This window comes from Amycolatopsis sp. WGS_07 (assembly GCF_045278895.1).
GTDB lineage: Bacteria > Actinomycetota > Actinomycetes > Mycobacteriales > Pseudonocardiaceae > Amycolatopsis.
The window spans coordinates 8,705,628-8,728,649 of record NZ_CP136053.1; the positions used below are offsets into that span (position 1 = coordinate 8,705,628).

A 23,022-nucleotide genomic window follows, 5' to 3' on the forward strand; every position below is an offset into this window, starting at 1 on the left:
AAGCGGCCCGGTCATCCGGCCCGGCGTCAGTACCGGAACTGCTGCAGCTGCCGCCCGTCCGCGGAGGGCGCCCAGCCGGTGCGGCTGGCCGGGTCGAGCTGTGCCGAACGCTCGGTCAGCTGGTCGTACTCGCCGCCGAACGGGCCGGTCACGAAGTTCAGGCCGGGCACCACCGCGACCGGTTTCCCGGCGGCGAGGTCGACGACCGCGAACTGGCTCGTCGCGTTGTTGTCGGTGACCACGCCGCCGACCTTGCCGAACTGCGACAGCACCGGCGGGGTCCGGAACGCCTCCAGGCCCAGGTGGTGCATGCCGTCGACGGCCAGGAACCCGCCCCGCTGCTTGCGCACGCCGATCGTGCCCGCCGACGCCAGCGTCGTCTCGTCCACCGACGCCAGCGACGTCGTGCCGACGATGTTGAGGCTGATCGCGCGATACTCCGGTTGGTAGACCTTGCCGGCTCCGGAGTCGACCGCCACGCCGGTGGCGCAGCCGCTGCCGCCGTCCGCTCGCCGGACCTCGCCCGAGTTCAGATCGACGCGAGCCAGCGGACCCGCGCCGCCGCTGAAGCAGATCATGCTCTCGTTGGCCCGGCTCAGGTAGACGAAACCGTTCGCCGGATCGAGGTCGAGCATCCGGTACGCGCCGGGTGCCACGCCGGGCGGATCGGCGGGTAACGGCTTGCCGAACGCGCCCGTGGCGAGGTCGAGCGGCAGCACCGCGTCGGCGTTGTCGCCGTCGTGGTGGGCCAGCAGTGCGGCGCGGTGCCGCACTGGATCGACGCGGCCGCCGTTGAGCGAGTACCCGGCCGCGGAAGCGCTGGCGACGAGCTTGCCCGACGCCGTGTCGTAAGTATCCACAGTGGACGGATCGCCGCCGAAGTGCAGTAGCGCCAGGCGATGCGCGTCCGGATCCGCGCCGAGGACTTGGTAGCCGCGGTTCGGTGACGCGTCGCTGGCGAGGGCTCGGCCGTAGGTGCCCTTGGCGGCGTCGTACTCCCGCACCGACTCCCCCGCGCCGGGTTCGCGCAGCGCGACGTACGACGTGCCGGTGGCCGAAGCCGCGAAGCTCGTCACCACGGTGTCCCCTGGCGCGAGGCCGTCGTCCACGGTGAGGAACGACGTCGGCGAGGCCTGGCCGAGGATGTGTCCGTGCGCGTCGGTGGCGAAGACGCGGACGTTGTACGACAGCGAACCGCCAAGCCCGAGCTTGCCCGCGTCCAGCTTCGCGGTGCCGTTGCGGCCGGGAAGCTGTTGGTACGCAACCGATCCGGCGCTTGGGCCGCCTGCGTCCCGACTGTCGCCGTTCGCGTTCGTCACGGTGTTGAGCGACTTGAACAGCGTCGGCGCGGGTGCGGAGAACTCGACAGCCGCACCTGCTGCACCGCGGATGCCGCGGACGTCGTAGCCGACCGAGAACCCGGGCGCGGCGCGAGTGATTTCCGCGTGGTGTTCGGAATTGAGAAGCGGCGCGTCCGGCCGCTGTCCGGCATCGCCGCCGACGCGAACCGCGGTGAACTCGCCGTACACCGGGTCGCCGACGCTGCCAGCGACCGAGCGCTGCACGATTCCGATGCCGTAGATCCCGCTGCCGGAGGCGAACGCCGTGGCCGGCACCAACACGTCTCCGGACGTCGCGGTCAGCGGCGCGGTGAACGTGGTCCCGAACAGCGGGGCGCTGACCGGGCTCCAGTGGCCGAGCGTCGACACGACGAGCTGCGGGTTCGACAGGTTCCGCACGCCGGTGAGGTCGTAGTGCACGCGGGTCGACTGTCCGGTGTGGACAGTCGCGGGCGCGACCGGGGCCTGCGCTTCGGCGTAGGTGCCGTCGGTCGGGCCGACCGTCAGGGTGCGGCTGGCGGACGCGATCGGCCAGCCGGCGATGCGGACCTCGAAGGTGACCGGCACGGTCCGGTCGGTCGTGGCGAGCACCGGAAGCCCTGCGGCAGTCAGGAGTTCGGTCGGGCTCAGCCGGACCGCGGGCACCGCTGAGCGGAACTCCTTGCCGCCGACCTTCAGCGCGTACGACGCACCAGGCGGCGCGTCCACGACGTCGGCTCCGATCGTCACCGGGCCGACGAGTCCCTCGCCGGTGCCCTGGGTGGCGAGGTCGATCCGGCCGTCCGGGGCGTCTTCCACGAAGGCTGCGCCGAGCCCGCCCGTGGTCACCCGGTGTGCGACCGACAGCCGCGCGATCGACGGAGGGGTGTGAATGCCAAGCACCGATTGGAGGGCGGCGGTCACGTCGAGCTGCGGTCCGACGGTCACCGGCTGGTCTGCCTGCGGTGGAGTCGCCACTGGCCGCGCGGAACGCGTCAGCACGTTCCGGACGTCGAGCGGGTTCATCGGGCGGCCGCTGAGTTTCGCGGCTTGAAGCACGACGGCGGCCGCGGCGGCGGTCATGGGCGCGGACGCCGAGGTGCCGCCGTTGAGCACGGGAGTCACGTCCTGGGCGGAGCCTCGTTCGGTGTGCTGGTAGACGAGAATTCCGTCGCTGGGCGCGGAGATGTTCACCCGCGAGCCGAAACCGGACGAGTAGGCCGCGCCGCCGTTGAAGCGGGTCGTGGCGAAGGTCGGGTTGTGTGCGGCCGGGGTGCCGGAGCGCTGCGGCACCGACAGGGTGTCGTCCAGCGTCGTGCCGCCGACGGCGATCGCGCCGCTGTCGAGGACCTTGGTCGGCGTCGTGGAGTACGCGTCGTCGTCGATGTCGGTGGTGTCATTGGCATTGCGGGCGACGTCGGTCGGTGTGCTGCCGCCGTCCGGGCCGACCGCGGTGGGCGTGTAGAGCCGGGTTCCGTCGTTGGCCGAGATGGTGACGACGATGTGGTACTGGTGCACGATCGTGCTGACCACGGACTGCAGCACCGGATCGTCTTCGAGGTACCGGCTGGGGAAACCGACCGTGTCGGTGCCTTCGCCGAGGCTCGCCGTGATCACGTTCGGCCGCGGCGTCTGCCGGGCGGCGGCCAGCAGCGAGACCGCGATCTGGTCGACGGTCGGCTCCTGCGGCACGACGAGCCGGTACTGCGCGCCCGGTGCGATGCCGAGCAGATCCGTGTAGCCGGACCCGGTCGCGTCCGGCCGCTGCGCGTCGTGCGGGAGCGGGGCCATCACGCCGAAGTCGAGCAGCACCTCGCCGAGCGCCGGGTCCTGGCCTTCCGCCGAACCGAGCGGGTCCAGGCGACCGGACGGGCTCGCTGTGTAGGTCGGGATCAGCGGCATGGACGGCAGATCGAGATACCGCTGGCCGTCGCGGACGATCGTGGTCGGGCCGTAGGTGCGGACGTACTGATCGCCCGCGTCGGCCATGCTCTGGTCGGTCAGGTCGCCGATGGAGACGTTGGTGATGATCTGGCCGGTGCCGGGAAGCTGGCCGTACTTCGACTTCAGCAGGCTGTACGCGCCGAGCGCGTTGGTGCCGCCCGCGTTGAGGTAGCTCTGCGCAGACGAGCTGACGCCGTAGTTGTCCGGCAGCGGCGCGGGCGGTTTGGCGTGTGCCTGCTGGTGTTGCGCGGGGTGTGGCACGGGGACTGGGCCGGTGGACATCGCCGAGACGCGGCGGTTCACACTGGCGCTCACCACGCCGGGTGTCTTCGACAGCTTCTGCGCGGCCTCTGCCGCGTCGGAGCCGCGCAGGTGCACCAGGACGGTCTTCGACAGCGCGGGAACCTCGGTGGCGTCGGGGAAAACGGGCTCGACCGAGGTTGCGCCGACTTCGGCCAACGCCGTGTTGACAACGTTGTCGGAAGTGCGAGCGGCCCGCTTGCCCGCCGCGATCGGCGGGCCCGTCACGGAGGTCGACGGCGCTAGCTGCAGGACGACGTCGGCGGGTTGCTGGCGGGTGAAAGCAGCGCGTACGGCGTCGTCGGTCGGGGCGAAACCACCGAGCGCGGACGTGCCTTGGGCAAGGGGCAGCACGGTTTTCGCGACGGTCTTGCCGCGGGCGTCGGTGCGGGTCGCGGTGCCGTCGGCGGCGAGCGTGATCGCTCCCCCGTCCGGCATCGCGACGTGTCTGGACGAGGGCTGATCCGGTGGCGGCGCGGCCAAAGCCGGGGCCGCGGCGAGGCCGCACAACGTCACGGCGGTGACGAGGATGCGCAGCGAGGACGTGCGGGCGCGAGACACAGCGCCCCCTTTCGCGTCGGGGGGACGGGGGTCAGTGATCGGATCAATTTCCCAGCCCGCGACGGCGTGGCGCAAGATAGCCACCATGACCAATAGTCGCCAGGCGGCCGATTCACGCCAGACCGCGCCGGATTTGTCCGCGCTCGGACTGCCGCTTTCGGACACCCGGGTCTACACCGCACTCGTCGGACATCCGCGCACCCGCGCCGCGGACGTCGCCGAGCAGTGCGGGCTGTCGGCACAACAGGTGTCGCGCGCGCTTTCCCGTCTCACCGCAGCCGGATTGGCCAGCCGCGTACCCGGACGGCCCGCGCGCTACCTCGCCGCGCCGCCCGAACTCGCGCTCGGCGCACTGGCCGCCGAGCGGGCCGCGGAACTGCGCGAGGCGCGGGCGAAAATCGAGGATCTGATGGAGGTGCACCGCGAGGCGAGCCGGTTCACGCACCCGGCGGAACTGGTCGAAGTCGTCACCGGGGCGGACAACATCGACAGCCGCGTGCGGCGGGTGCAGGAGGAAGCTCGGACACAGATCCGAGGTTTCGACCGGCCGCCGTACGTCAAACCGCCCGGGGCGAACCTCGGCGAGGAACAGCGGCGGCTCAAAGCGGGCATCACGTACCGGGTCATCTACGCGCAAGCCGCCGTCGCGGTGCCCGGCCGGTTGCGCGGCGACATCCTGGCCAGCCGCGGTGAACGATCGCGGGTGCGGCCGACGCTGCCGATCAAGATGGTGATGGCGGACGAGAAGGTCGCGGTGATCCCGATCAGCTCGTCGCCGCGGGTGGTGGACGCGGCGTACATCATCCACGCGTCGGCGTTGCTGGACGCGTTGGTCACGCTCTTCGAAGCCGAGTGGGAGCGGGCGGTGCCGATCAGCGGTGCGCTTGCTGGTGTGGATCCGGATGCCGCTGCCTTGCTGACGTTGCTGGCGTCGGGGCAGACGGATGCGGGGATCGCGCGGGCGTTGGGGTGGAGTGCGCGGACGACGCAGCGAAGGGTGCGGCGGTTGATGTCGGAGTTGAACGCGACTACGCGGTTTCAGGCTGGGATGAATGCTATGGCGCGGGGGTTGTTGTGACGGAGTTCGTGAGGGTTCCCCTCACGGGCGGTGGTGCGTGGGGCACCCCGAAGCCTAATTGTGCTGACGGTCTGGTGGTGCTTGTCAAGGCGGGAAAGATGCCTTGACAAGCACCACCAGACCGCAGGGAGGCTTCGTATCGGGGTGCAGGGCGGGGGCTGGGTGCCTCGATGGGTGGGTGCATCGGCGGCGAGTTGGTCCGTGAAGGACTCCTTGAGGGAATCAGGTTCCCTCAAGGAGTCCTTCACGGACTGCAGTGGCGGTGGCGGGTTAAGCCTCGGTGTTGGTGGAGGGTTGGTCCTCCAGCAGCCATAGCACTCCGCTCGGCGGTAGTTGCAGGACCGCCGATGCTGGTTGGCCGTGCCATGGTTCCTCGGTTGCCTCGACTGCGCCTAGGTTTCCGACTCCTGAACCGCCGAAGGATTCCGCGTCGGTGTTCAGCACCTCGGTCCAGCGGCCTGCGGACGGGAGGCCTACCCGGTAGTCGTGGTGCGGGATTCCGGCGAAGTTCGCGATGCACGCCAGCCGTGAGCCGTCCGTGCCCAGGCGGAGGAAGCTCAGTACGTTTCCCGCTGAGTCGTTCGCGTCGATCCAGCGGAAGCCGTCGGGCCGGACGTCGCCGCTGAACAGCGCGGCTGTCCCCCGGTAGAGCGCGTTCAGCTGGCGGATCAGGTCGCGGACGCCGCGGTGCAGCGGGGTTTCCAGCAGGTGCCAGTCCAGCGATCGCGACTCCGACCATTCGCGCGGCTGGCCGAATTCGCCGCCCATGAACAGCAGCTGCTTGCCTGGATGCGCCCACATGAACGCCAGCAGGGCCCGTAGTCCGGCGGCCTTGTTCCAGTCGTCGCCCGGCATCCGCTCCCACAGGGAACCCTTGCCGTGCACCACTTCGTCGTGCGACAGCGGCAGGACGAAGTTCTCGCTCCACGCGTACACGAGCGAGAAGGTCATCTCGTTGTGGTGGTACGCCCGGTGGATCGGCTCGTGCGACAGGTAGCGGAGCGTGTCGTGCATCCAGCCCATGTTCCACTTGAAGCCGAAACCCAGGCCGCCCAGATGCGTCGGACGGGTGACGCCCGGCCACGCGGTCGATTCCTCGGCCACCATGACCACGCCGGGGTGTCGCTTGTAGACAGTCGCGTTCAGCTCCTGCAGAAACCGCACCGCGTCGAGGTTTTCCCGGCCGCCGTACTCGTTCGGCAGCCACTCGCCGTCCTTGCGCGAGTAGTCGAGGTACAGCATCGAGGCGACCGCGTCGACGCGCAGGCCGTCGAGGTGGAACTCCTCCAGCCAGAACAGCGCGTTCGCGACCAGGAAGTTGCGCACCTCGTTGCGGCCGAAGTTGAACACGAGCGTGCCCCAGTCCGGCTGTTCGCCGCGGCGCGGGTCCTCGTGCTCGTACAGCGGGCTGCCGTCGAACCGCGCCAAAGCCCAGATGTCGCGCGGGAAATGCGCGGGCACCCAGTCCACGAGCACGCCGATGCCGCGCTGGTGCAGGTGGTCGACCAGGTACCGGAAGTCGTCCGGCGAGCCGAAGCGGGACGTCGGCGCGTAGTACGAGGTGACCTGGTAGCCCCACGAACCGCCGAACGGATGCTCGGCCACCGGCAGGAATTCGACGTGCGTGAAGCCGGTTTCCTCGACGTAGTCGGCCAATTGGTCGGCCAGCTCGCGGTAGCCGAGCCCGGGCCGCCACGAGCCGAGGTGCACCTCGTACACGCTCATCGGCGCGTCCGCCCAGTCGGTCGCCTCGCGCCGGGCGACCCAGGCGTCGTCGCCCCAGGCGTACGACGATTCGGTGACCTTCGACGCGGTCGCGGGCGGTACCTCGGTGGCGAACGCCATCGGGTCGGCCTTCTCGTGCCAGTGCCTGTCCGCGCCGAGGATGCGGAATTTGTAGCAGCTGCCGACCGGAACGCCGGGGACGAACAGCTCCCATACGCCCGAGGACCCGAGCGAGCGCATCGGGTGGCCGCGGCCCTCCCACGCGTTGAAGTCGCCGATCACCCGCACGCCGCGCGCGGTCGGCGCCCACACCGCGAAGGACACGCCTTCGACGACGCCGTGCGGGGTGTCGTACCGGCGCACGTGCGCGCCGAGCACGTCCCACAGCCGCTCGTGCCGTCCTTCGCCGATCAGGTGCTGGTCCAGCTCCCCCACCGTCGGCAGCCAGCGGTACGGGTCGTCGGTGACCACGGTGCGGTTGTCGTAGCCGACCTCGATCCGGTAGTCGCCCGGATGCTCCGGCAGCACCGCGGCGAACAGCGCGTCCGCCACGCGTTCCAGCGGGACACGGCGGTCGCCGGCGACGACCGACACCGACGTCGCGCCCGGGCGCAGCGCGCGCACGACGATGTCGCTGCCGTCGGTGTGCACGCCGAGCACCGCGTGCGGGTCGTGGTGCTCGCCCGCCAGCAACCGGTCGATGTCGAGCGGGGACGGCGCCGCCGAGGGCAGATCCGCGGGGACAGCGTTCACGGGGTCACTCGCTTCCGTCGGTGCTGCGGGCGATCGCCGCCAGCGGCACGCTCAGCCAGTCCGGCCGGTTCGCGTGCTCGTAGGCGACCTCGTACACCGCTTTGTCCAGTTCAAAGGCGCGGAGCAGGCCCGCGTGCGCCTGCGGGTCGCCGACCGGGCCGCCGGCGCGGGCGTACCCGGTGCAGAACGCGGCGCGGTTGCGCCGGGCCCATTCCATCGCGTGCCGGGTCACGTCCGCGTTTTCCGGCTGTCCGATCAGCCGCTGGTGCGCCGCGTAGTCGAACGACCGGAGCATGCCAGCCACGTCGCGCAGCGGCGAGCGCAGCGCGTGCCGTTCCGCGACCGGGGCGGCCGGTTCGCCTTCGAAGTCCAGCAACAGCCATCCGCTGACGGTACGCAGCACTTGGCCCAAGTGCAGATCGCCGTGGATGTACTGCATGACTATCGGCGACTCGTGCGCGCGCACCGCTTCGAACGCTTCGCGCAGCGCGGGCGCGTACACCGCCAGCTCGGGGACGACACTGGACACCTGGTCGAGCCGCTCGGTCATCGCGCGCACGGTGCGGTCCAGCTCGTCGTCGTCCGCGGGCTCGGTGCCGAGCGCGGTCGCGAGGTCCGCGTGCACCTCGGCCACCGCGGCGCCGAGCCGCTCGGACTCGCCCGCGAAGTCGCCGCCCGCCTCGGCGGCGGGCTGGTCCGGGTCGGCCAGCAGGTCCCGCACGCTCGTGGTCGCCATCGCCCAGCCGTCGACCGCGTCCGCCAGGAACTCCTGCAGCATCCCCATCGTCGCGGGCTCGCCGTGCAGTTCGCCGGAGATCGAGCCGACCACGCGGGCGATGTGCTTGCAGCCCGCGTCCTGCAGCGCGCGGTGCAGCAGCAGGTCTTTGTTCATGCCGGGGCTGAGCTTGCGGAACAGCTTGAGGATGTACTGCCCGCCGTACACCAGCGAAGTGTTGCTCTGCTCCGCGGTGATCGGCCGCGACCGCAGCCCGGGGTCGAGCGTCGTGTCCGGCTCCGCCGAGAACCGCAGCGGGCCGGCGGATTCGCCCGCCGCCATCCGGTCCAGCAGCCCGGCGGTGAGGTCCGCGTCGCCGCTCGCCTCGTAGAACCCGTCGCCGAGCACCGCCGCCGAAGCCACCTCGGGAACCCCGGACCGGCGGCCGATCAGCATCTGGTACGGCTCGACGCGGTCTCCCTGCACCACGTCGACGACCGCGTGCACCAGCAGCGGATCCGGCCCGGCCAGCACGGTGAGCCCGGCCGGGCGGACCTCGTCGACCGGCCGGTCCTTGCCGGCGAACCAGCGCTGCGCGGGCAGCCAGCCGGGCAGCAGGGCGGCCAGCGCCCCGGACACCTCGGACGTTTCGGGCGGGAAATCGTGCTGCGGCAGCGGACTCACCTCATTCTTCCGGCTCGAGCAGCTGGAACCAGTAGAACCCGTGCCCGGGCAGGGTGAGCAGGTAAGGCAGCTCGCCGATGTCCGGGAACCGCACGCCGCCGGTCAGCTCGACCGGCGTCGCGCCCTGGTGCGCGGACAGGTCCAGTTCCACCGGCTGCGGGAAACGGGACAGGTTGTTGACGCACAGCACGACGTCCTCGCGGCCGTCCGGGCGCCGCCACCGGCGCTGGTAGGCGAGCACGCTCGGGTTCGACCCTCCGAGGTCGGTGAAATCGCCCTGGCCGAACGCGTGGTGCTGTTTGCGCACCTCGATCATCCGGCGCGTCCAGTTCAGCAGCGACGCCGCGTTGTCCGCCTGCGCCTCGACGTTGAGCGCCTGGTGCCCGTACACCGGGTCCATGATCACCGGCAGGTAGATGCGGCCGGGGTCGCAGGTGGAGAACCCGGCGTTGCGGTCCGGCGTCCACTGCATCGGCGTGCGGACCGCGTCCCGGTCGCCGAGCCAGATGTTGTCGCCCATGCCGATCTCGTCGCCGTAGTACAGCACCGGCGACCCGGGCAGCGACAGCAGCAGCGCGGTGAACAGCTCCTGCTGGTTGCGGTCGTTGTCCAGCAGCGGGGCGAGCCTGCGGCGGATGCCGATGTTGGCCTTCATCCGCGGGTCCTTGGCGTACTCGGAGTACATGTAGTCGCGCTCTTCGTCGCTCACCATCTCGAGCGTCAACTCGTCGTGGTTGCGCAGGAAGATGCCCCACTGCGTGCCGGACGGGATCTGCGGCGTCTGCAGCAGGATCTCCGAGATCGGGAACCGCGACTCCCGGCGCACCGCCATGAAGATCCGCGGCATCAGCGGGAAGTGGAAGGCCATGTGGCATTCGTCGCCGCCGGACTCGGCGTCGCCGAAGTACTCGACCACGTCGGTGGGCCACTGGTTCGCCTCGGCCAGCAGGATCCGGCCGGGGTACTCGTCGTCGACGACCTTGCGGCAGCGCTTGAGGAAATCGTGCGTGCGCGGCAGGTTCTCGCAGTTGGTGCCCTCCTGTTCGAACAGGTAGGGCACGGCGTCGAGGCGGAAGCCGTCGATGCCGATGTCGAGCCAGAACCGCAGCACGTCGATCATCGCGTCCTGCACGACCGGGTTCTCGTAGTTGAGGTCCGGCTGGTGGGAGAAGAACCGGTGCCAGTAGAACTGGCCGCGCACCGGGTCGTAGGTCCAGTTCGACGTCTCGGTGTCGACGAAGATGATCCGCGCGTCGGCGTAGCGGGAGTCGTCGTCGCTCCACACGTAGTAGTCGCCGTACGGGCCGTCCGGGTCCGAGCGCGACTGCTGGAACCACGGATGCGCGTCCGAGGTGTGGTTGAGCACGAGGTCGGTGATCACCCGGATGCCGCGCCGGTGCGCCTCGTCGAGCAGGTACACGAAATCCTCGACGCTGCCGAATTCCGGGAGCACGGCACGGAAATCGCTGATGTCGTAGCCGCCGTCGCGCAGCGGCGAGGCGTAGAACGGCGGCAGCCACAGGCAGTCCACCCCGAGCCATTCGAGGTAGTCCAGCCGCTCGGCCAGCCCGCGCAGGTCGCCGGTGCCGTCGCCGTTCGAATCGGCGAACGCGCGCACCAGCACCTCGTAGAACACCGCGCTCTTGAACCATTCCGGGTCCTTCGGCGCCGCGTGCGCGTGCCCGAAGTCGTCCGCCTGCGGCTCGACCAGCAGGCCGTCGGCGGTCACCGCCTCCCCGGTGTGCGGCACGCCCGCCAGTCCCGCGGCGGCGCCGGGCCGGCTGTCCTCGTCCATCCGTTCCACCTTGTCGTGAGTGCTGCTCGGAAGCGGTTATCCCGGTTCCGGCCGGGATAACCGCTCGCGAGGGTTTTTCTGGTCAGGCCGCGAGCCGGCGGCGCAGCGCCACGATGTGCGCGACCGCCCGCCACGGTTCGAGCCGGACGAAGTTCGCCTGGCCCCAGTCCCACGTCTCGCCGGTGACCTCGTCGTGCGCGATGAGCCGCTCGGACCAGTCGAAGCCGAGCGCGGGCAGGTCGAGCCAGAGCGTGCCCTCCCGCGCGTTGTGCGGGTCGAGGTTGATCACCGCGACGACCGTGTCTCCGGTCGCCGGATCCTGTTTGGAGTAAGCGAGCAGCGCGTCGTTGTCGACGTGGTGGAAGCGCAGCGACCGCATGCCCTGCAGCGCCGGATGCGCGCGGCGGATCGCGTTGAGCCGGGTCAGCCACGGTTCCAGCGAACGGCCTTCGGCGAGCGCGCGGGCGAAATCGCGCGGGCGCAGCTGGTACTTCTCCGAGTCGAGGTACTCCTCGCTGCCCGGCCGCACCGCCTCGGATTCGAACAGCTCGTAGCCGGAGTACACGCCCCAGGTCGGCGACATCGTCGCGGCCAGCGCGGCGCGCAGCGCGAACATGCCGGGACCGCCGTGCTGCAGCGACTCGTGGAGGATGTCCGGGGTGTTCACGAACAGGTTCGGCCTGCCGTGGTCCCAGTGCGCGACGAGGTCCGTGCCGAACTCGGTCAGCTCTTCTTTCGTGGTGCGCCAGGTGAAATAGGTGTAGCTCTGGGTGAAGCCGAGCTTCGCGAGCCCCCACAGCCGGGCCGGGCGGGTGAACGCCTCGGCGAGGAACAGCACGTCCGGATGCGCGTCCTTGACCGACTGGATCAGCCACGCCCAGAAGTCCGGCGGCTTGGTGTGCGGGTTGTCGACCCGGAAGATCCGCACCCCGTGCGACACCCAGTGCAGCACGACGCGGAGCACCTCGTCGTAGATGCCGCGCGGGTCGTTGTCGAAGTTGACCGGGTAGATGTCCTGGTACTTCTTCGGCGGGTTCTCCGCGTACGCGATGGTGCCGTCCGGGCGGGTGGTGAAGAACTCCGGGTACTTGACCACCCACGGGTGATCGGGCGCGGCCTGCAGCGCGAGGTCGAGCGCGACCTCGAGGCCGAGTTCCTCCGCGCGCGCGGCGAACGCGTCGAAGTCCTCGATCGTGCCCAGCTCCGGGTGGATCGCGTCGTGCCCGCCCTCGTCCGCGCCGATCGCCCACGGCGAGCCGACGTCCTCGGGCGTCGCGTCGAGAGTGTTGTTGGGGCCCTTGCGGTTCACCCGGCCGATGGGATGCACCGGCGGCAGGTAGACGACGTCGAAGCCCATGCCCGCGACGCGGTCCAGCTCGCGCGCGGCGGTGGCGAAGGTGCCGTGCACCGCGCGGCCGTGCGCGTCGACCCCGCCGGTGGAACGGGGGAAGAATTCGTACCAGGAACCGAAAGCGGCGCGTTTGCGGTCGACCCACAGCTTCAGCGCGCGGCCCTTGGTGATCAGCTCGCGCACCGGGTAGTCGTGCATCAGCTGGCGGACCTCGGGCGACAGCGCGGGCCCGACGCGCTCGGCGAGATCGCGCTCGTCGTCGCGCAGCGCGGCGGCGGCCCCGGCGAGCAGCGGGCGCTCGGCCCGGCGCTCCGGGCGGCGCGACACGCGGTCGAGCAGCAGCGCGCCGCTCTCCAGGTCGTTGGCCAGCTCCCCCGGCCCCTGCCCGGCGGCGATCTTCACCTCCACCGCGTGCTCCCAGGTGGCCCACGGATCGCTCCACGCGTCCACGCGGTAGGTCCACATGCCCTCGGCGTCGGGCACGATCACCGCGCCGAACCGGTCGAGCCCCCGGCCCTGTTCGGCCATCCGCGTCTGGCGCGCGGCCCGGTCGCCGGGGCCGCGCCAGGCGACCGTCGCGGCGACCGCGTCGTGGCCCTCGCGCCAGACCGTCGCGGTGACCGGGAAATGTTCGCCTGCGACGGCCTTGGCCGGATATCGGCCGCAGCTGACAATGGGTGCGACGTCGTCGATCCCGAGCCTGCCGGTCATGGCAATGCCCCTTTTTCACCGTGGGTGGGAGGGTGGGCGGAGTGTGCTTCCGCGAGCACGGTCAGTGTGCCTGATTCCTCCAAAGCCGTTGACAGCGGGGCCTTTTTCGGAAATTCCCGCCACCCGGTCGGGCGAAACGGGCCCATTCGGCGGAACTCTCGGACGCATTCCCGTCTCCCGCCCGCAACACGCGCGCCGAATTGCGTTAACAATCGGCGGCGCGTTCCGGTGATTACCCGCGAGTACCAGTCTCCAGTCGTGGAATCTCCCGGTTTCGCGAGCACCGCCTACAGCTGCGGGATCTCGACGGTGTCCCGCGGCGCGCGCAGCAACAGCAGCGAACGCGCCCCGACCGTGATCCGCGCTTTCGGTTCCAGCACGCCCGGATTCGCCGGAGTGCCGTCGGCGGTGCTGGTGTCCAAGGTGGGTTTGAAGGTCTCGCCGTACTCCGGGCCGGGCAGGACCACCTCGGCCGGTTCCGCGCCGGCGTGCAGCACCAGCAGCCACGAGTGATCGGTGACGAGCGCGCCCTCGCGGTTGCGCGCCTGGCTGTTCGAGCCGTCGATCCACATGCAGAGCGTGCGGCGGTCCTCGTCGAACCAGTCGATCTCGTCGAACTCCTCGCCGTCCGGACGGAACCACACGAGGTCGGGTTTGCCGGTGACCGTCGTGCGGCCCTCGAAGAACTCCGGCTGCCGCAGCGCCGGGCTGTGCGCGCGCAGCCGGACCACGCGACGGGCGAAGTCGAGCATCGGCTCGGACGACTCGGTCGGCGTCCAGTCGAGCCACGACGTTTCGTCGTCGAGGCAGTAGGCGTTGTTGTTGCCCTGCTGGGTCCGCCACATCTCGTCGCCCGCGGTGAACATCGGGGTCCCGGTGGACAGCAGCAGCGTCGCGAAGAGGTTGCGGGCCTGGCGGGTGCGCAGCGCGACGATCGCCGCGTCGTCGGTCTCGCCCTCCGCGCCGTGGTTCCACGAGCGGTTGTCGTTCGTGCCGTCGCGGTTGTCCTCGCCGTTGGCCTCGTTGTGCTTTTCGTTGTAGGACACCAGGTCCCGCAGCGTGAAGCCGTCGTGCGCGGTGACGAAGTTGATCGACTGCCACGGCCGGCGCAGGTTGTGGTCGTACAGGTCGGACGAGCCGGACAGCCGGTACGCGAGGTCGCGGACGCCGGTCGCGCCGCGCCAGAAGTCGCGGACGGTGTCGCGGTAGCGGCCGTTCCATTCGGCCCACTGCGCGCCGAAATCGCCGACGCGGTAGCCCTCGCCGGTCGCGTCCCACGGTTCGGCGATCAGCTTGCAGCGCGACAGCACCGGGTCGGTGGTGATCGCGGTGAGCATCGTCGACTCGCGGTCGAACATCTCGCCGCGCGGGCGGCCGAGCGTGCTCGCCAGGTCGAAGCGGAACCCGTCGACGCCCATCTCCTGCGTCCAGTACCGCAGCGAATCGGTGACCAGCCGGACGACCGTCGGCGAACCGGCGTCGAGGGTGTTGCCGCAGCCGGTGAGGTCGGCCATGTGCCCGCGGCGGGTGTGCAGGTAGTACGCCGGGGCGTCGAGGCCGCGCAGCGAGAGCGTCGGACCGTCCGGGCCGCCCTCGCAGGTGTGGTTGAAGACGACGTCGAGCAGGACCTCGATGCCGGCCGCGTGCAGGGCCGCCACCATCGTGCGGAACTCCTCGACCTCGCGGCCGGGCTCGCTCGCGTACCCGGCGTGCGGCGCGAAGTAGCCCAGCGGCGAGTAGCCCCAGTAGTTGTGCCGTCCGGAGCGCATGAGCGCGGGCTCGTCGGCGAACGCGTGCACCGGCAGCAGTTCGACGGTCGTCACGCCGAGCCGGGTCAGGTGCTCGATCGCCACCGGATGCGCGAGGCCGAGGTACGTGCCGCGCAGCGCCTCCGGGATGAACGGATGCTGCTGGGTGAACCCCTTCACGTGCAGTTCGCAGATCACCGACTCCTCGAACGGCACCTCCGGTTTGACCCCGGTGTCCTGTCCGCCCGGCGACGTGACGACCGACAGCGGCACCGCACCCAGAGAGTCCACAGTGGACATCGGACCGCGGTCAGGGTCGCCGGTGAAGCCCTGCGCGGCGGGCAGGCTGGCGAGCGTCCCGGCGATCCGGCGGGCATACGGGTCGACGAGGAGCTTGGCCGGATTGCACCGGTAGCCGCGGCCAGGATCGTACGGGCCGTGCACGCGGTAGCCGTAGCGCTGGCCGACCGTGACGCCCGGGACGAGGCCGTGCCAGACGCCGAACGTGCGTTCGGTCAGCTCGATCCGGCGCTCGGAGCCGTCGTCGCCGATGAGGCACACCTCGACCGCGTCGGCGACGGCGGACGTCACCGCGAACCGGACACCGCCCGCCTCCGGGTGTGCGCCGAGCGGAAACGGCCGTCCGGCGAGGACCTGGTTGTCGGATGCGGGTCGTTGTGCCATGCGCCGATCTTTGCAAACCCGGGGCGGCGCCGGGCTCCGGCGCTTGGCTGAACTTGGCCAGGATAGGGGTGGTGACCTGGGCAGACGGCGCCGCGAACCGGGGTCAGGCCGGGCGCGCCCGGAAGGCCGCCTCGACGGCGAGGCTGTCCTCGTACATGTGGTGCCGCGAGATCAGGCCGTCGCGGACCGTGAGCCGGAGCGCGAAGGTCATCGCGAAGCGCTTGCCGGTGGGCTTGACCTGCTGGAAGCTGGCTCCGAAGAGGACCGCGTCGGCACCGTCGACGATGATCTGGTCGAGCCGCACTTCGCCCGCTTCGGGCACGCAGACGCGCGCGAAGGTCCGGTAGTGGTCGGCGACCTCGGCCCGGGTGGACCGGGGGCGGATCCACGGCACCTCGGGATGCTCCGGCTCCGGCCAGCTGACCCGCCAGTCGACGGTCTCGGCGTAAAGCTCGGCGATCCGCTCCGGGGTGTCCCCCGCGGTCCGGCGCAGGAACTCTTCGACGACGGCCTGGGTGTTTTCGCTCATGGCCCGGACGCTAACCGGGGTCTGCTGACATCTTTTGTCAGTGGACCGAGGCATGCTTGCTCCATGCGCGCGAGCCGGCTCGTCTCGATCCTGTTGCTGCTGCAAGCCCGCCAGCCGCTGACCGCGGACGACCTCGCGGCTCAGCTGGAGGTCTCGCCGCGCACGATCTACCGCGACATCGAGTCGTTGAGCGCGGCCGGGATCCCGGTGTACGGCGAGCCCGGCCACGACGGCGGGTATCGCCTGGTCGACGGCTACCGCACCCAGCTGACCGGCCTGACCCGGCAGGAGGCCGAGGCGCTCTTCCTGACCGGCCTGCCCGTCGCCGCTTCCGGGCTCGGCCTCGGGCCGGTCGTGGCGAACACGGAACGCAAACTGCTGGCCGCGCTGCCCGCAGACTTGCGCGCCCACGCGGACCTCCTGCGCGCGCGGTTTCACCTGGACGCGTCGTCCTGGTACCACGGTGCTGAGGTCACGCCGCAGCTGCCGACTGTCTCGGACGCGGTGTGGCAGCAGCGCCGCGTCCGGATCCGGTATGAGCGCTGGGCCGCGCCGCACGAGGTGACCCGGACGGTTGAGCCGTACGGGGTGGTGCTCAAGGCCGGGCAGTGGTACTTGGTCGCACGTTCCGGGGAGTTCCGGACTTACCGGGTGGCGCGGATCGTCTCAGCGGAGGTGCTGGAGGAGTCCTTCGAGCGGGTCGAGGACTTCGAGCTGAGTGGGTATTGGCAGCGGTACCTGGACGACTTCGACGCCCGGCGGCATCGAGGCGAGGCGGTGCTGCGGGTGTCTCCGGAGGGGATGCGGCTTTTGCCTCAGCTCGCCGAGCCAGCTTTCGCTCAGTCGAGCGGGGTGGTCGAGGCGGACGGGTGGACTCGGGTGGTCGTACCGGTCGAGGAGGACTCGCAGGCCGTGCATGACCTTTTGCGGCTGGGGCCGCTGGTGGAAGTGGTTGCGCCGCAACAGCTTCGGGAGAGGTTGACCGAAGCGCTGACCGCGACGCTCCGCCATTACGCCGAGTTCAGCGAGTAGCGACCAGCACGAACGACTCCGCGGGCAGCACCGTCGCATCCTCGCCGACCTCGGGATTCCCCCACGAGGCCAGCACCTCCCCCGCCACCGGGACCTCGGCAGGTTTCGCTCCGAAGTTGCACGCCAGCCGCAGTCCGCCCCGGTGCAGGACCAGCCACGAATCGTCCTCGGCAGTCCGCACCACGACCCGGTCCAGCCGCGGGTCGGTCAGCTCCGGCCGTTCCCGGCGGAGGCGGATCAGCGTCCGGTACAGGCCGAGGATCTCCCGGTGGCCCGGTTTGCCCGGTTCGGTCCAGTCGAGCCGCGAGCGGGCGACGGTGGCCGGGTCCATCGGGTCCGGGACGTCCGCCTCGCCCCAGCCGTGCCGGGCGAACTCGCGGCGGCGGCCGGTGCGGACGGCCTCGGCCAGTTCCGGGTCCGGGAACGACGCGAAGAACTGCCACGGCGTCTCCGCGGCCCATTCCTCGCCCATGAACAGCATCGGCGTGAACGGCGAGCAGAACACCACCGCGGCGCCGCAGGCCAGCAGGCCGGGCGAAACGGTTGCGGACAGCCGGTCGCCCGCCGCGCGGTTGCCGATCTGGTCGTGGTCCTGCAGGTAAGCCAGGAACCGGTGGCCGGGGGCGACGCGCCGGTCGAGCGGGCGGCCGTGGATCCGGGAGCGGAACGACGACCAGGTGCCGGCGTGGAAGAACGCCTCCCGCAGGGTCTTGGCCAGCGCGCCGGGCTGGGCGAAATCCGTGTAGTAGCCGGTGGTTTCGCCGGTGAGCCGGACGTGCAGCGCGTGGTGCAGGTCGTCGGACCACTGCGCGTGCAGGCCGTAGCCGCCGGCGTCCCTTGACGTGACAAGCTTGGGGTCGTTCTGGTCGGATTCGGCGATCAGCGTCAGCGGCCGGTTCAGGGCGGCGGACAGCGCTTCGACCTCGGTGGCGAGTTCCTCCAGCAGGTGCACGGCGCGCTTGTCGACTAGGGCGTGCACCGCGTCCAGGCGCAGTCCGTCGAGGTGGAAGTCGCGAAGCCAGCCGAGGGCGTTGTCGATGACGTAGCGGCGGACTTCGTCGGAGCCGGGGCCGTCGAGGTTCAGGCCGGCGCCCCAGTCGGTGCGGCCGGCGAAGTACGGGCCGAAGCGGTCGAGGTAGGCGCCGGACGGGCCGAGGTGGTTGTAGACGACGTCCAGCACCACCGCGAGACCGCGTGCGTGACAGGCGTCGACCAGGCGTTTCAGGCCGTCGGGGCCGCCGTACGGCTCGTGTACCGCACCCCACAGCACACCGTCGTAACCCCAGCCCGCGGTGCCGTCGAAGGAGTTCACCGGGAGCAGTTCGACGTGCGTGACGCCGAGGTCGACCAGGTGACCGAGCCGGTCGATGACCGCGTCGAACGTGCCTGCCTCGGTGAACGTGCCGACGTGCAGTTCGTAGACCACGCCGCCGGGCAGCTGCCGTCCGGTCCACGACTGGTCGGTCCACTCGAACGCCGCGTGGTCGTAGACGCGGGAGGCTTCGTGGACACCGTGCGGCTGACGGAGCGAGCGCGGGTCGGGAAGCGGGCTGTCGTCGTCGAGCAGGAAGGCGTAGTCGGTGCCGGTGACGTCGGCCTGCCACCAGCCGTCGGCGGCGGGGGTCATGTCGTGGTCGGTGCCGTCTACGCGGACGCGGACGCGCTCGGCGGACGGGGCCCACACGGTGAACATCAGGAGTCCTCCCGCACGAGAAGCGCGACTGGGTACTGGTCGAACAACGCCGAGGCCAGCGGTGCGTCGCCGACCCCGCGTCCGGTCAGGACGTCGGTCCATTCGCCGGCGCGCAGCGGGAGGACGGTGTCCCGCCAGCCGCCCGCGCGGTCCAGCCCCATCGGCAGCCGGGTGACCGCCACGGCCAGGCCGGCACCGCGCTCGAAGGCCAGAAGGTGTTCCGCCGCAACGCCTTCCGCGTGCAACGGCCGGTAGCCGGTGAACAGCTCCGGCCGGTCTCGCCGCAGGGTCAGCGCGCGGTGCACCACCAGGAGTTTCGCCGCGCCGGTCTCGTCGATCTCCGGCTGTTCGCCGGCCTGGATCCGTTCGAGCAGGGAGCGCCGGAGGCGGTAGTCGACCGCGCGGCGGTTGTCCGGGTCGACCAGCGAGTAGTCCCACAGCTCGGTGCCCTGGTAGACGTCCGGCACGCCGGGTCCGGCCAGCTGCACCAGCTTCTGGCCCAGCGAGTTCGCCCAGCCCGCGCCGCGCACCCGCTTGACGAACGATTCGACGTCCGCCGCCAGTGACGCGTCGCCCAGCACCGCGGACGGCCACTCGGCGACCGCGCGCTCGAAGTCCTCGTCGTGGTCCGTCCACGAGGTGCGGAGTTTCGCTTCCTTCGCGGCCTTGTCGAGGTAATCCCGCAACCGCTCCGGCGAGATCGGCCACGCGCCGACAAGCGTTTGCCAGGCCAGAAGATTCAGCGCTGGCTCGTCGATCCCGCGCGCGGCGGTCCAGCGGCGGACCGCGACGGCGAACTCGTCCGCGACCTCCGCCAGCGCGGCCATCCGGGCCCGCGTGTCCTCGGACCGTTTCGTGTCGTGCGTGGTCAGGGTGGTCATCGTGGCCGGGCACGCGGCGGCCCGGCCCGCGGCCAGGGTGTGGAATTCCCCGTGCTCAAGCCGAATCGGTCCGGGTTGCCGCCGACCTCGTTCAGCGCGGCGAACCGGGTGAACCGGTAGAACGTGGTGTCCTCGGTGCCTTTCGCGACGACCATGCCGGACGTCTGCTGGATCCGGGTCGCCAGCTCGCCGTCCGGAGCGCCGCGCACCTGGCTGTCCAGCGCGTCGAGCGCCGGGGCCAGTTCGGGACGCCGCTTGCGCGCCCGCGCGACGGCGGTCGTCCAGTGCCCAGACCCCTCGGGGAGATACGAACGGTAGACCGGGAACGCGATCATCACCTCGGCGACGGCGGCGCGGGCGGCGTCGGCGTCCACGCCCTGGAGCAGCGCGGCGATCCGGTGTACTTCGGCGACCAGGATGCCGTCGGTCACCAAGCGCCGTGCGCGTTCCTCGACCGCGTGATAGTCGGTGCGCACGCCCTGTTCGGCCGCGAGCCGGGTGAACACCGACGCGGCGGCCGGATCGACGAACACGCCGGTGATCTCGCGCAGCGCGTCGTACCCGGTGGTCCCGTCGACCGGCCAGCTCTGCGGCAGCGCCTCGCCCGGGTGCAGGATCTTCTCCGCCACCAGCCACGCCCCGGGCGCGCCCGCGCGCAGCCGCCGGAAGTAGCCGCCGGGGTCGGCGAGGCCGTCCGGATGGTCCACGCGCAGGCCGGTGACGTCGCCGTCGGACACCCAGCGCAGCACCTCGCCGTGCGTCTCGGCGAACACCTCGGGCCGCTCGACGGTGACCGCGGCCAGGTTCGTGATGTCGAAGAACCGCCGGTAGTTCAGCTCCCGGTTGCCGCGCCGCCAGCCGACCAGCTCGTAGTGCTGGCGCGCGTGCACCTCCTGCGGCCTGCCGTCACCGGTGCCGGGCGCGATCGGGAACCGGTGGTCGTAGTAGACGAGTTCGTCCCCCTCGACGGTAAGCTCGTCGTTGTCGTCGCCGAGCACCGGCAGCAGCAGGCGTCCCCGGTGCCAGTCGATGTCGAAGAACGGCGCGTACGGCGATTCCTGGCCGTTCCGCAGCACGTCCCACCACCACGGGTTCGCCTTCGGCACCTCGACGGACATGTGGTTCGGCACGATGTCCACGACGAACCCGAGCCCGGCGTCCTTCAGCCGCGCCGACAACGCTTTCCGCGCTTCCTCGCCGCCGAGTTCGCCCCGGGCGCGGGTCGGATCGGTGACGTCGTAACCGTGCGTGGACCCAGGCGTCGCGTCGAGCATCGGCGAACCGTAGAGAGCGCCGACGCCCAACTCGCGCAAGTAATCCACGATCCCGGCGGCGTCGGCGAAGGCGAACTCCGGCCGCAGCTGCACCCGGTACGTCGAGGACGGCGTGCTCATTCGCCCTCCTTGGCGGTGCGCTGGAGAACCACGAGCGACCGCGCGGCGAGCGTGAACTTGCCGCCGCCTTCGACCGGATCGACGTCGGTTTTCCCGACGCTGCCGGTCTCGGTGTCGACCACGACTGTCCACTCGCGACCGTAGCCGTTGCCGGGCAGGGTCATCGCGATGTCCTCCCAGTGCGCGTTGAACGCGAGCAGGAACGAATCGTCCTCGACCGGCATCCCGCGCGGGTCGAGGTCCGGAATCCCTTCCCCGTTCAGGAAAATCACCACCGACTTGCCGAACGCGTCGTCCCAGTTCTGCTCGGTCATCTCCTCGCCGGCCGGGGTGAACCAGGCGATGTCGCCCAGCTCCTCCCCCTTGCGCACCGGTTTGCCCTGGAAGAACCGCCGCCGCCGGAACACCGGGTGCGCCTTGCGAAACGCCGTCAGCGCGGCCGTGAACTCGACCAGGTCGGCGTTCTCCGTGGCGAGTTCCCAGTCCATCCAGGACAGTTCGGTGTCCTGGCAGTAGGCGTTGTTGTTGCCCTGCTGGGTGCGGCCGAGTTCGTCGCCGTGCAGCAGCATCGGCACGCCTTGCGACAGCAGCAGCGTGGCGAGCAGGTTCCGCCGCTGCTGGGCGCGCAGCGCGAGGACCTCCTCGTCGTCGGTCGGACCCTCGACGCCGCAGTTCCACGACCGGTTGTCGTCCGCGCCGTCGCGGTTGTCCTCGCCGTTGGCCTCGTTGTGCTTTTCGTTGTAGGACACCAGATCGGTGAGCGTGAAGCCGTCGTGCGCGGTGACGAAGTTGATCGACGCGAACGGGCGGCGGCCGTCGTCCTGGTACAGATCCGACGAACCGGTGATGCGCGAGGCGAACTCGCCCAGCGTGGACGGTTCGCCGCGCCAGAAATCGCGGACGGTGTCGCGGTACTGCCCGTTCCATTCGGTCCACAGCGGCGGGAAGTTGCCGACCTGGTAGCCGCCCGGCCCGACGTCCCACGGTTCGGCGATCAGCTTCACCTGGCTCACGATCGGGTCCTGCTGCACGAGGTCGAAGAACGTCGACAGCCGGTCCACGTCGTAGAACTCGCGGGCCAGCGCCGAGGCGAGGTCGAACCGGAAGCCGTCCACGTGCATCTCGGTCACCCAGTACCGCAGCGAATCCATGATCAGCTGCAGCGTGTGCGGGCTGCGCACGTTGAGCGAGTTCCCGGTGCCGGTGTAGTCCATGTAGTACCGCGGATCGTCCTCGACCAGGCGGTAGTACGCCTCGTTGTCGATGCCGCGCATGGACAGCGTCGGGCCGAGGTGGTTGCCCTCGGCGGTGTGGTTGTAGACCACGTCGAGGATCACCTCGATGCCCGCCTCGTGCAGGGCGCGGACCATGCCCTTGAACTCCTGCACCTGCCCGCCCTGGCCCTGCATCGCCGCGTAGCCGTCGTGCGGCGCGAAGTACCCGATCGTGTTGTAACCCCAGTAATTGCGCAGGCCTTTTTCGTCGAGGCCGTGGTCGGTGACGAACTGGTGCACCGGCATCAGCTCCACCGTGGTCACGCCGAGCTTCTGCAGGTGCTCCACCACCGCCGGGTGCGCGAGCCCGGCGTACGTCCCGCGCAGCCGCTCCGGCACGAACGGATGCGTCATCGTCATGCCGCGCACGTGCGTCTCGTAGATGACCGTCTCATGGTAGGGCACCCGCGGCGCGCGGTCGTTGGCCCAGTCGAAGAACGGGCTGACCACCAGCGAATACGGCACGTGCCCGGCCGAATCGTCCTCGTTGAACTGTTCCGGGTCTTCGAAGCGGTAGCTGAACAGCGCCTCGCTCCAGTCGACGCCGCGCGACAACGCCTTGGCGTACGGGTCGATCAGCAGTTTGCTCGGGTTGCAGCGCTGGCCGCGGCTCGGGTCGTACGGCCCGTGCACGCGGAATCCGTAGCGCTGCCCCGGCCCGACGCCGAGCAGGTACCCGTGGTGGACGAAGCCGTCGACCTCCTCCAGCCGCGCGCGGGTCTCGTTGCCCTCGTCGTCGAACAGGCAGAGATCGACGTGCTCGGCGACCTCGGAGAACAGTGCGAAGTTCGTCCCCACGCCGTCGTAGGTCGCGCCGAGCGGGTAGGGCTTTCCGGGCCAGGGCCGCACTG

At 70.6% G+C, this 23,022-nt stretch carries 11 protein-coding genes and 1 pseudogene; 2 read left to right on the top strand and 10 right to left on the bottom strand.

The features are described 5' to 3' along the window. Positions 1 to 26 precede the first annotated feature (26 nt). The gene (locus RPX00_RS41020; protein WP_406633792.1) at positions 27 to 4,124 is read right to left on the bottom strand and encodes a S8 family serine peptidase; all 4,098 of its coding nucleotides are present in this window, start codon (positions 4,122 to 4,124) and stop codon (positions 27 to 29) included. An 85-nt stretch (positions 4,125 to 4,209) separates the two neighbouring features. Here RPX00_RS41020 and RPX00_RS41025 point away from each other — a divergent pair, with 85 nt between their 5' ends. Further along, entirely contained in the window at positions 4,210 to 5,202 is a 993-nt protein-coding gene (locus RPX00_RS41025) for a helix-turn-helix domain-containing protein (RefSeq protein ID WP_406633794.1), read from the top strand. A 270-nt stretch (positions 5,203 to 5,472) separates the two neighbouring features. Here RPX00_RS41025 and glgB read toward each other — a convergent pair whose 3' ends face one another. The 6 genes from glgB to RPX00_RS41055 form a co-directional block, all read right to left on the bottom strand. Continuing rightward, positions 5,473 to 7,680 (bottom strand): 1,4-alpha-glucan branching protein GlgB, encoded by a 2,208-nt coding sequence (glgB, locus tag RPX00_RS41030; protein ID WP_406633796.1) that lies wholly within the window; start codon positions 7,678 to 7,680, stop codon positions 5,473 to 5,475. Positions 7,681 to 7,684: 4 nt separating this feature from the next. Next, on the bottom strand, positions 7,685 to 9,079 hold the full coding sequence (locus RPX00_RS41035; protein ID WP_406633798.1) for a maltokinase N-terminal cap-like domain-containing protein: 1,395 nt from the start codon (positions 9,077 to 9,079) through the stop codon (positions 7,685 to 7,687). A 1-nt stretch (position 9,080) separates the two neighbouring features. Next, a complete protein-coding gene (gene treS / locus RPX00_RS41040) occupies positions 9,081 to 10,874 on the bottom strand; it encodes a maltose alpha-D-glucosyltransferase (protein ID WP_406633800.1) in 1,794 nt (597 codons plus the stop codon). A gap of 82 nt (positions 10,875 to 10,956) precedes the next feature. Next, positions 10,957 to 12,936: an alpha-1,4-glucan--maltose-1-phosphate maltosyltransferase gene (locus RPX00_RS41045; RefSeq protein ID WP_406633802.1), complete on the bottom strand. Its 1,980-nt coding sequence runs from the start codon at positions 12,934 to 12,936 to the stop codon at positions 10,957 to 10,959. 287 nt (positions 12,937 to 13,223) lie between these two features. After that, on the bottom strand, positions 13,224 to 15,368 hold the full coding sequence (gene glgX / locus RPX00_RS41050) for a glycogen debranching protein GlgX (protein ID WP_406633804.1): 2,145 nt from the start codon (positions 15,366 to 15,368) through the stop codon (positions 13,224 to 13,226). A 103-nt stretch (positions 15,369 to 15,471) separates the two neighbouring features. Next, complete coding sequence (locus RPX00_RS41055; protein WP_406633806.1) at positions 15,472 to 15,897, bottom strand: nuclear transport factor 2 family protein; 426 nt, start codon at positions 15,895 to 15,897, stop codon at positions 15,472 to 15,474. A 63-nt stretch (positions 15,898 to 15,960) separates the two neighbouring features. Between RPX00_RS41055 and RPX00_RS41060 the strand changes: the two genes are divergently transcribed. Next, positions 15,961 to 16,929: a helix-turn-helix transcriptional regulator gene (locus RPX00_RS41060; protein WP_406633808.1), complete on the top strand. Its 969-nt coding sequence runs from the start codon at positions 15,961 to 15,963 to the stop codon at positions 16,927 to 16,929. Here RPX00_RS41060 and treZ read toward each other — a convergent pair. The 3 genes and pseudogenes from treZ to glgX (RPX00_RS41075) all read right to left on the bottom strand — a co-directional run bounded on the left by treZ (position 16,919) and on the right by glgX (RPX00_RS41075) (position 23,020). Next, positions 16,919 to 18,625 carry a malto-oligosyltrehalose trehalohydrolase gene (gene treZ / locus RPX00_RS41065; protein WP_406643256.1) on the bottom strand — a complete coding sequence of 569 codons (1,707 nt, stop codon included), beginning with the start codon at positions 18,623 to 18,625 and terminating at the stop codon, positions 16,919 to 16,921. The genes RPX00_RS41060 and treZ overlap by 11 nt on opposite strands. Further along, positions 18,622 to 20,897, bottom strand: a pseudogene (treY, locus tag RPX00_RS41070) (malto-oligosyltrehalose synthase). Before treY ends, treZ begins: the two are co-directional and overlap by 4 nt. Next, a complete protein-coding gene (gene glgX, locus RPX00_RS41075) occupies positions 20,894 to 23,020 on the bottom strand; it encodes a glycogen debranching protein GlgX (protein WP_406633810.1) in 2,127 nt (708 codons plus the stop codon). The pseudogene treY and the gene glgX (RPX00_RS41075) overlap by 4 nt, the downstream one beginning before the upstream one ends. Positions 23,021 to 23,022: the final 2 nt, after the last annotated feature.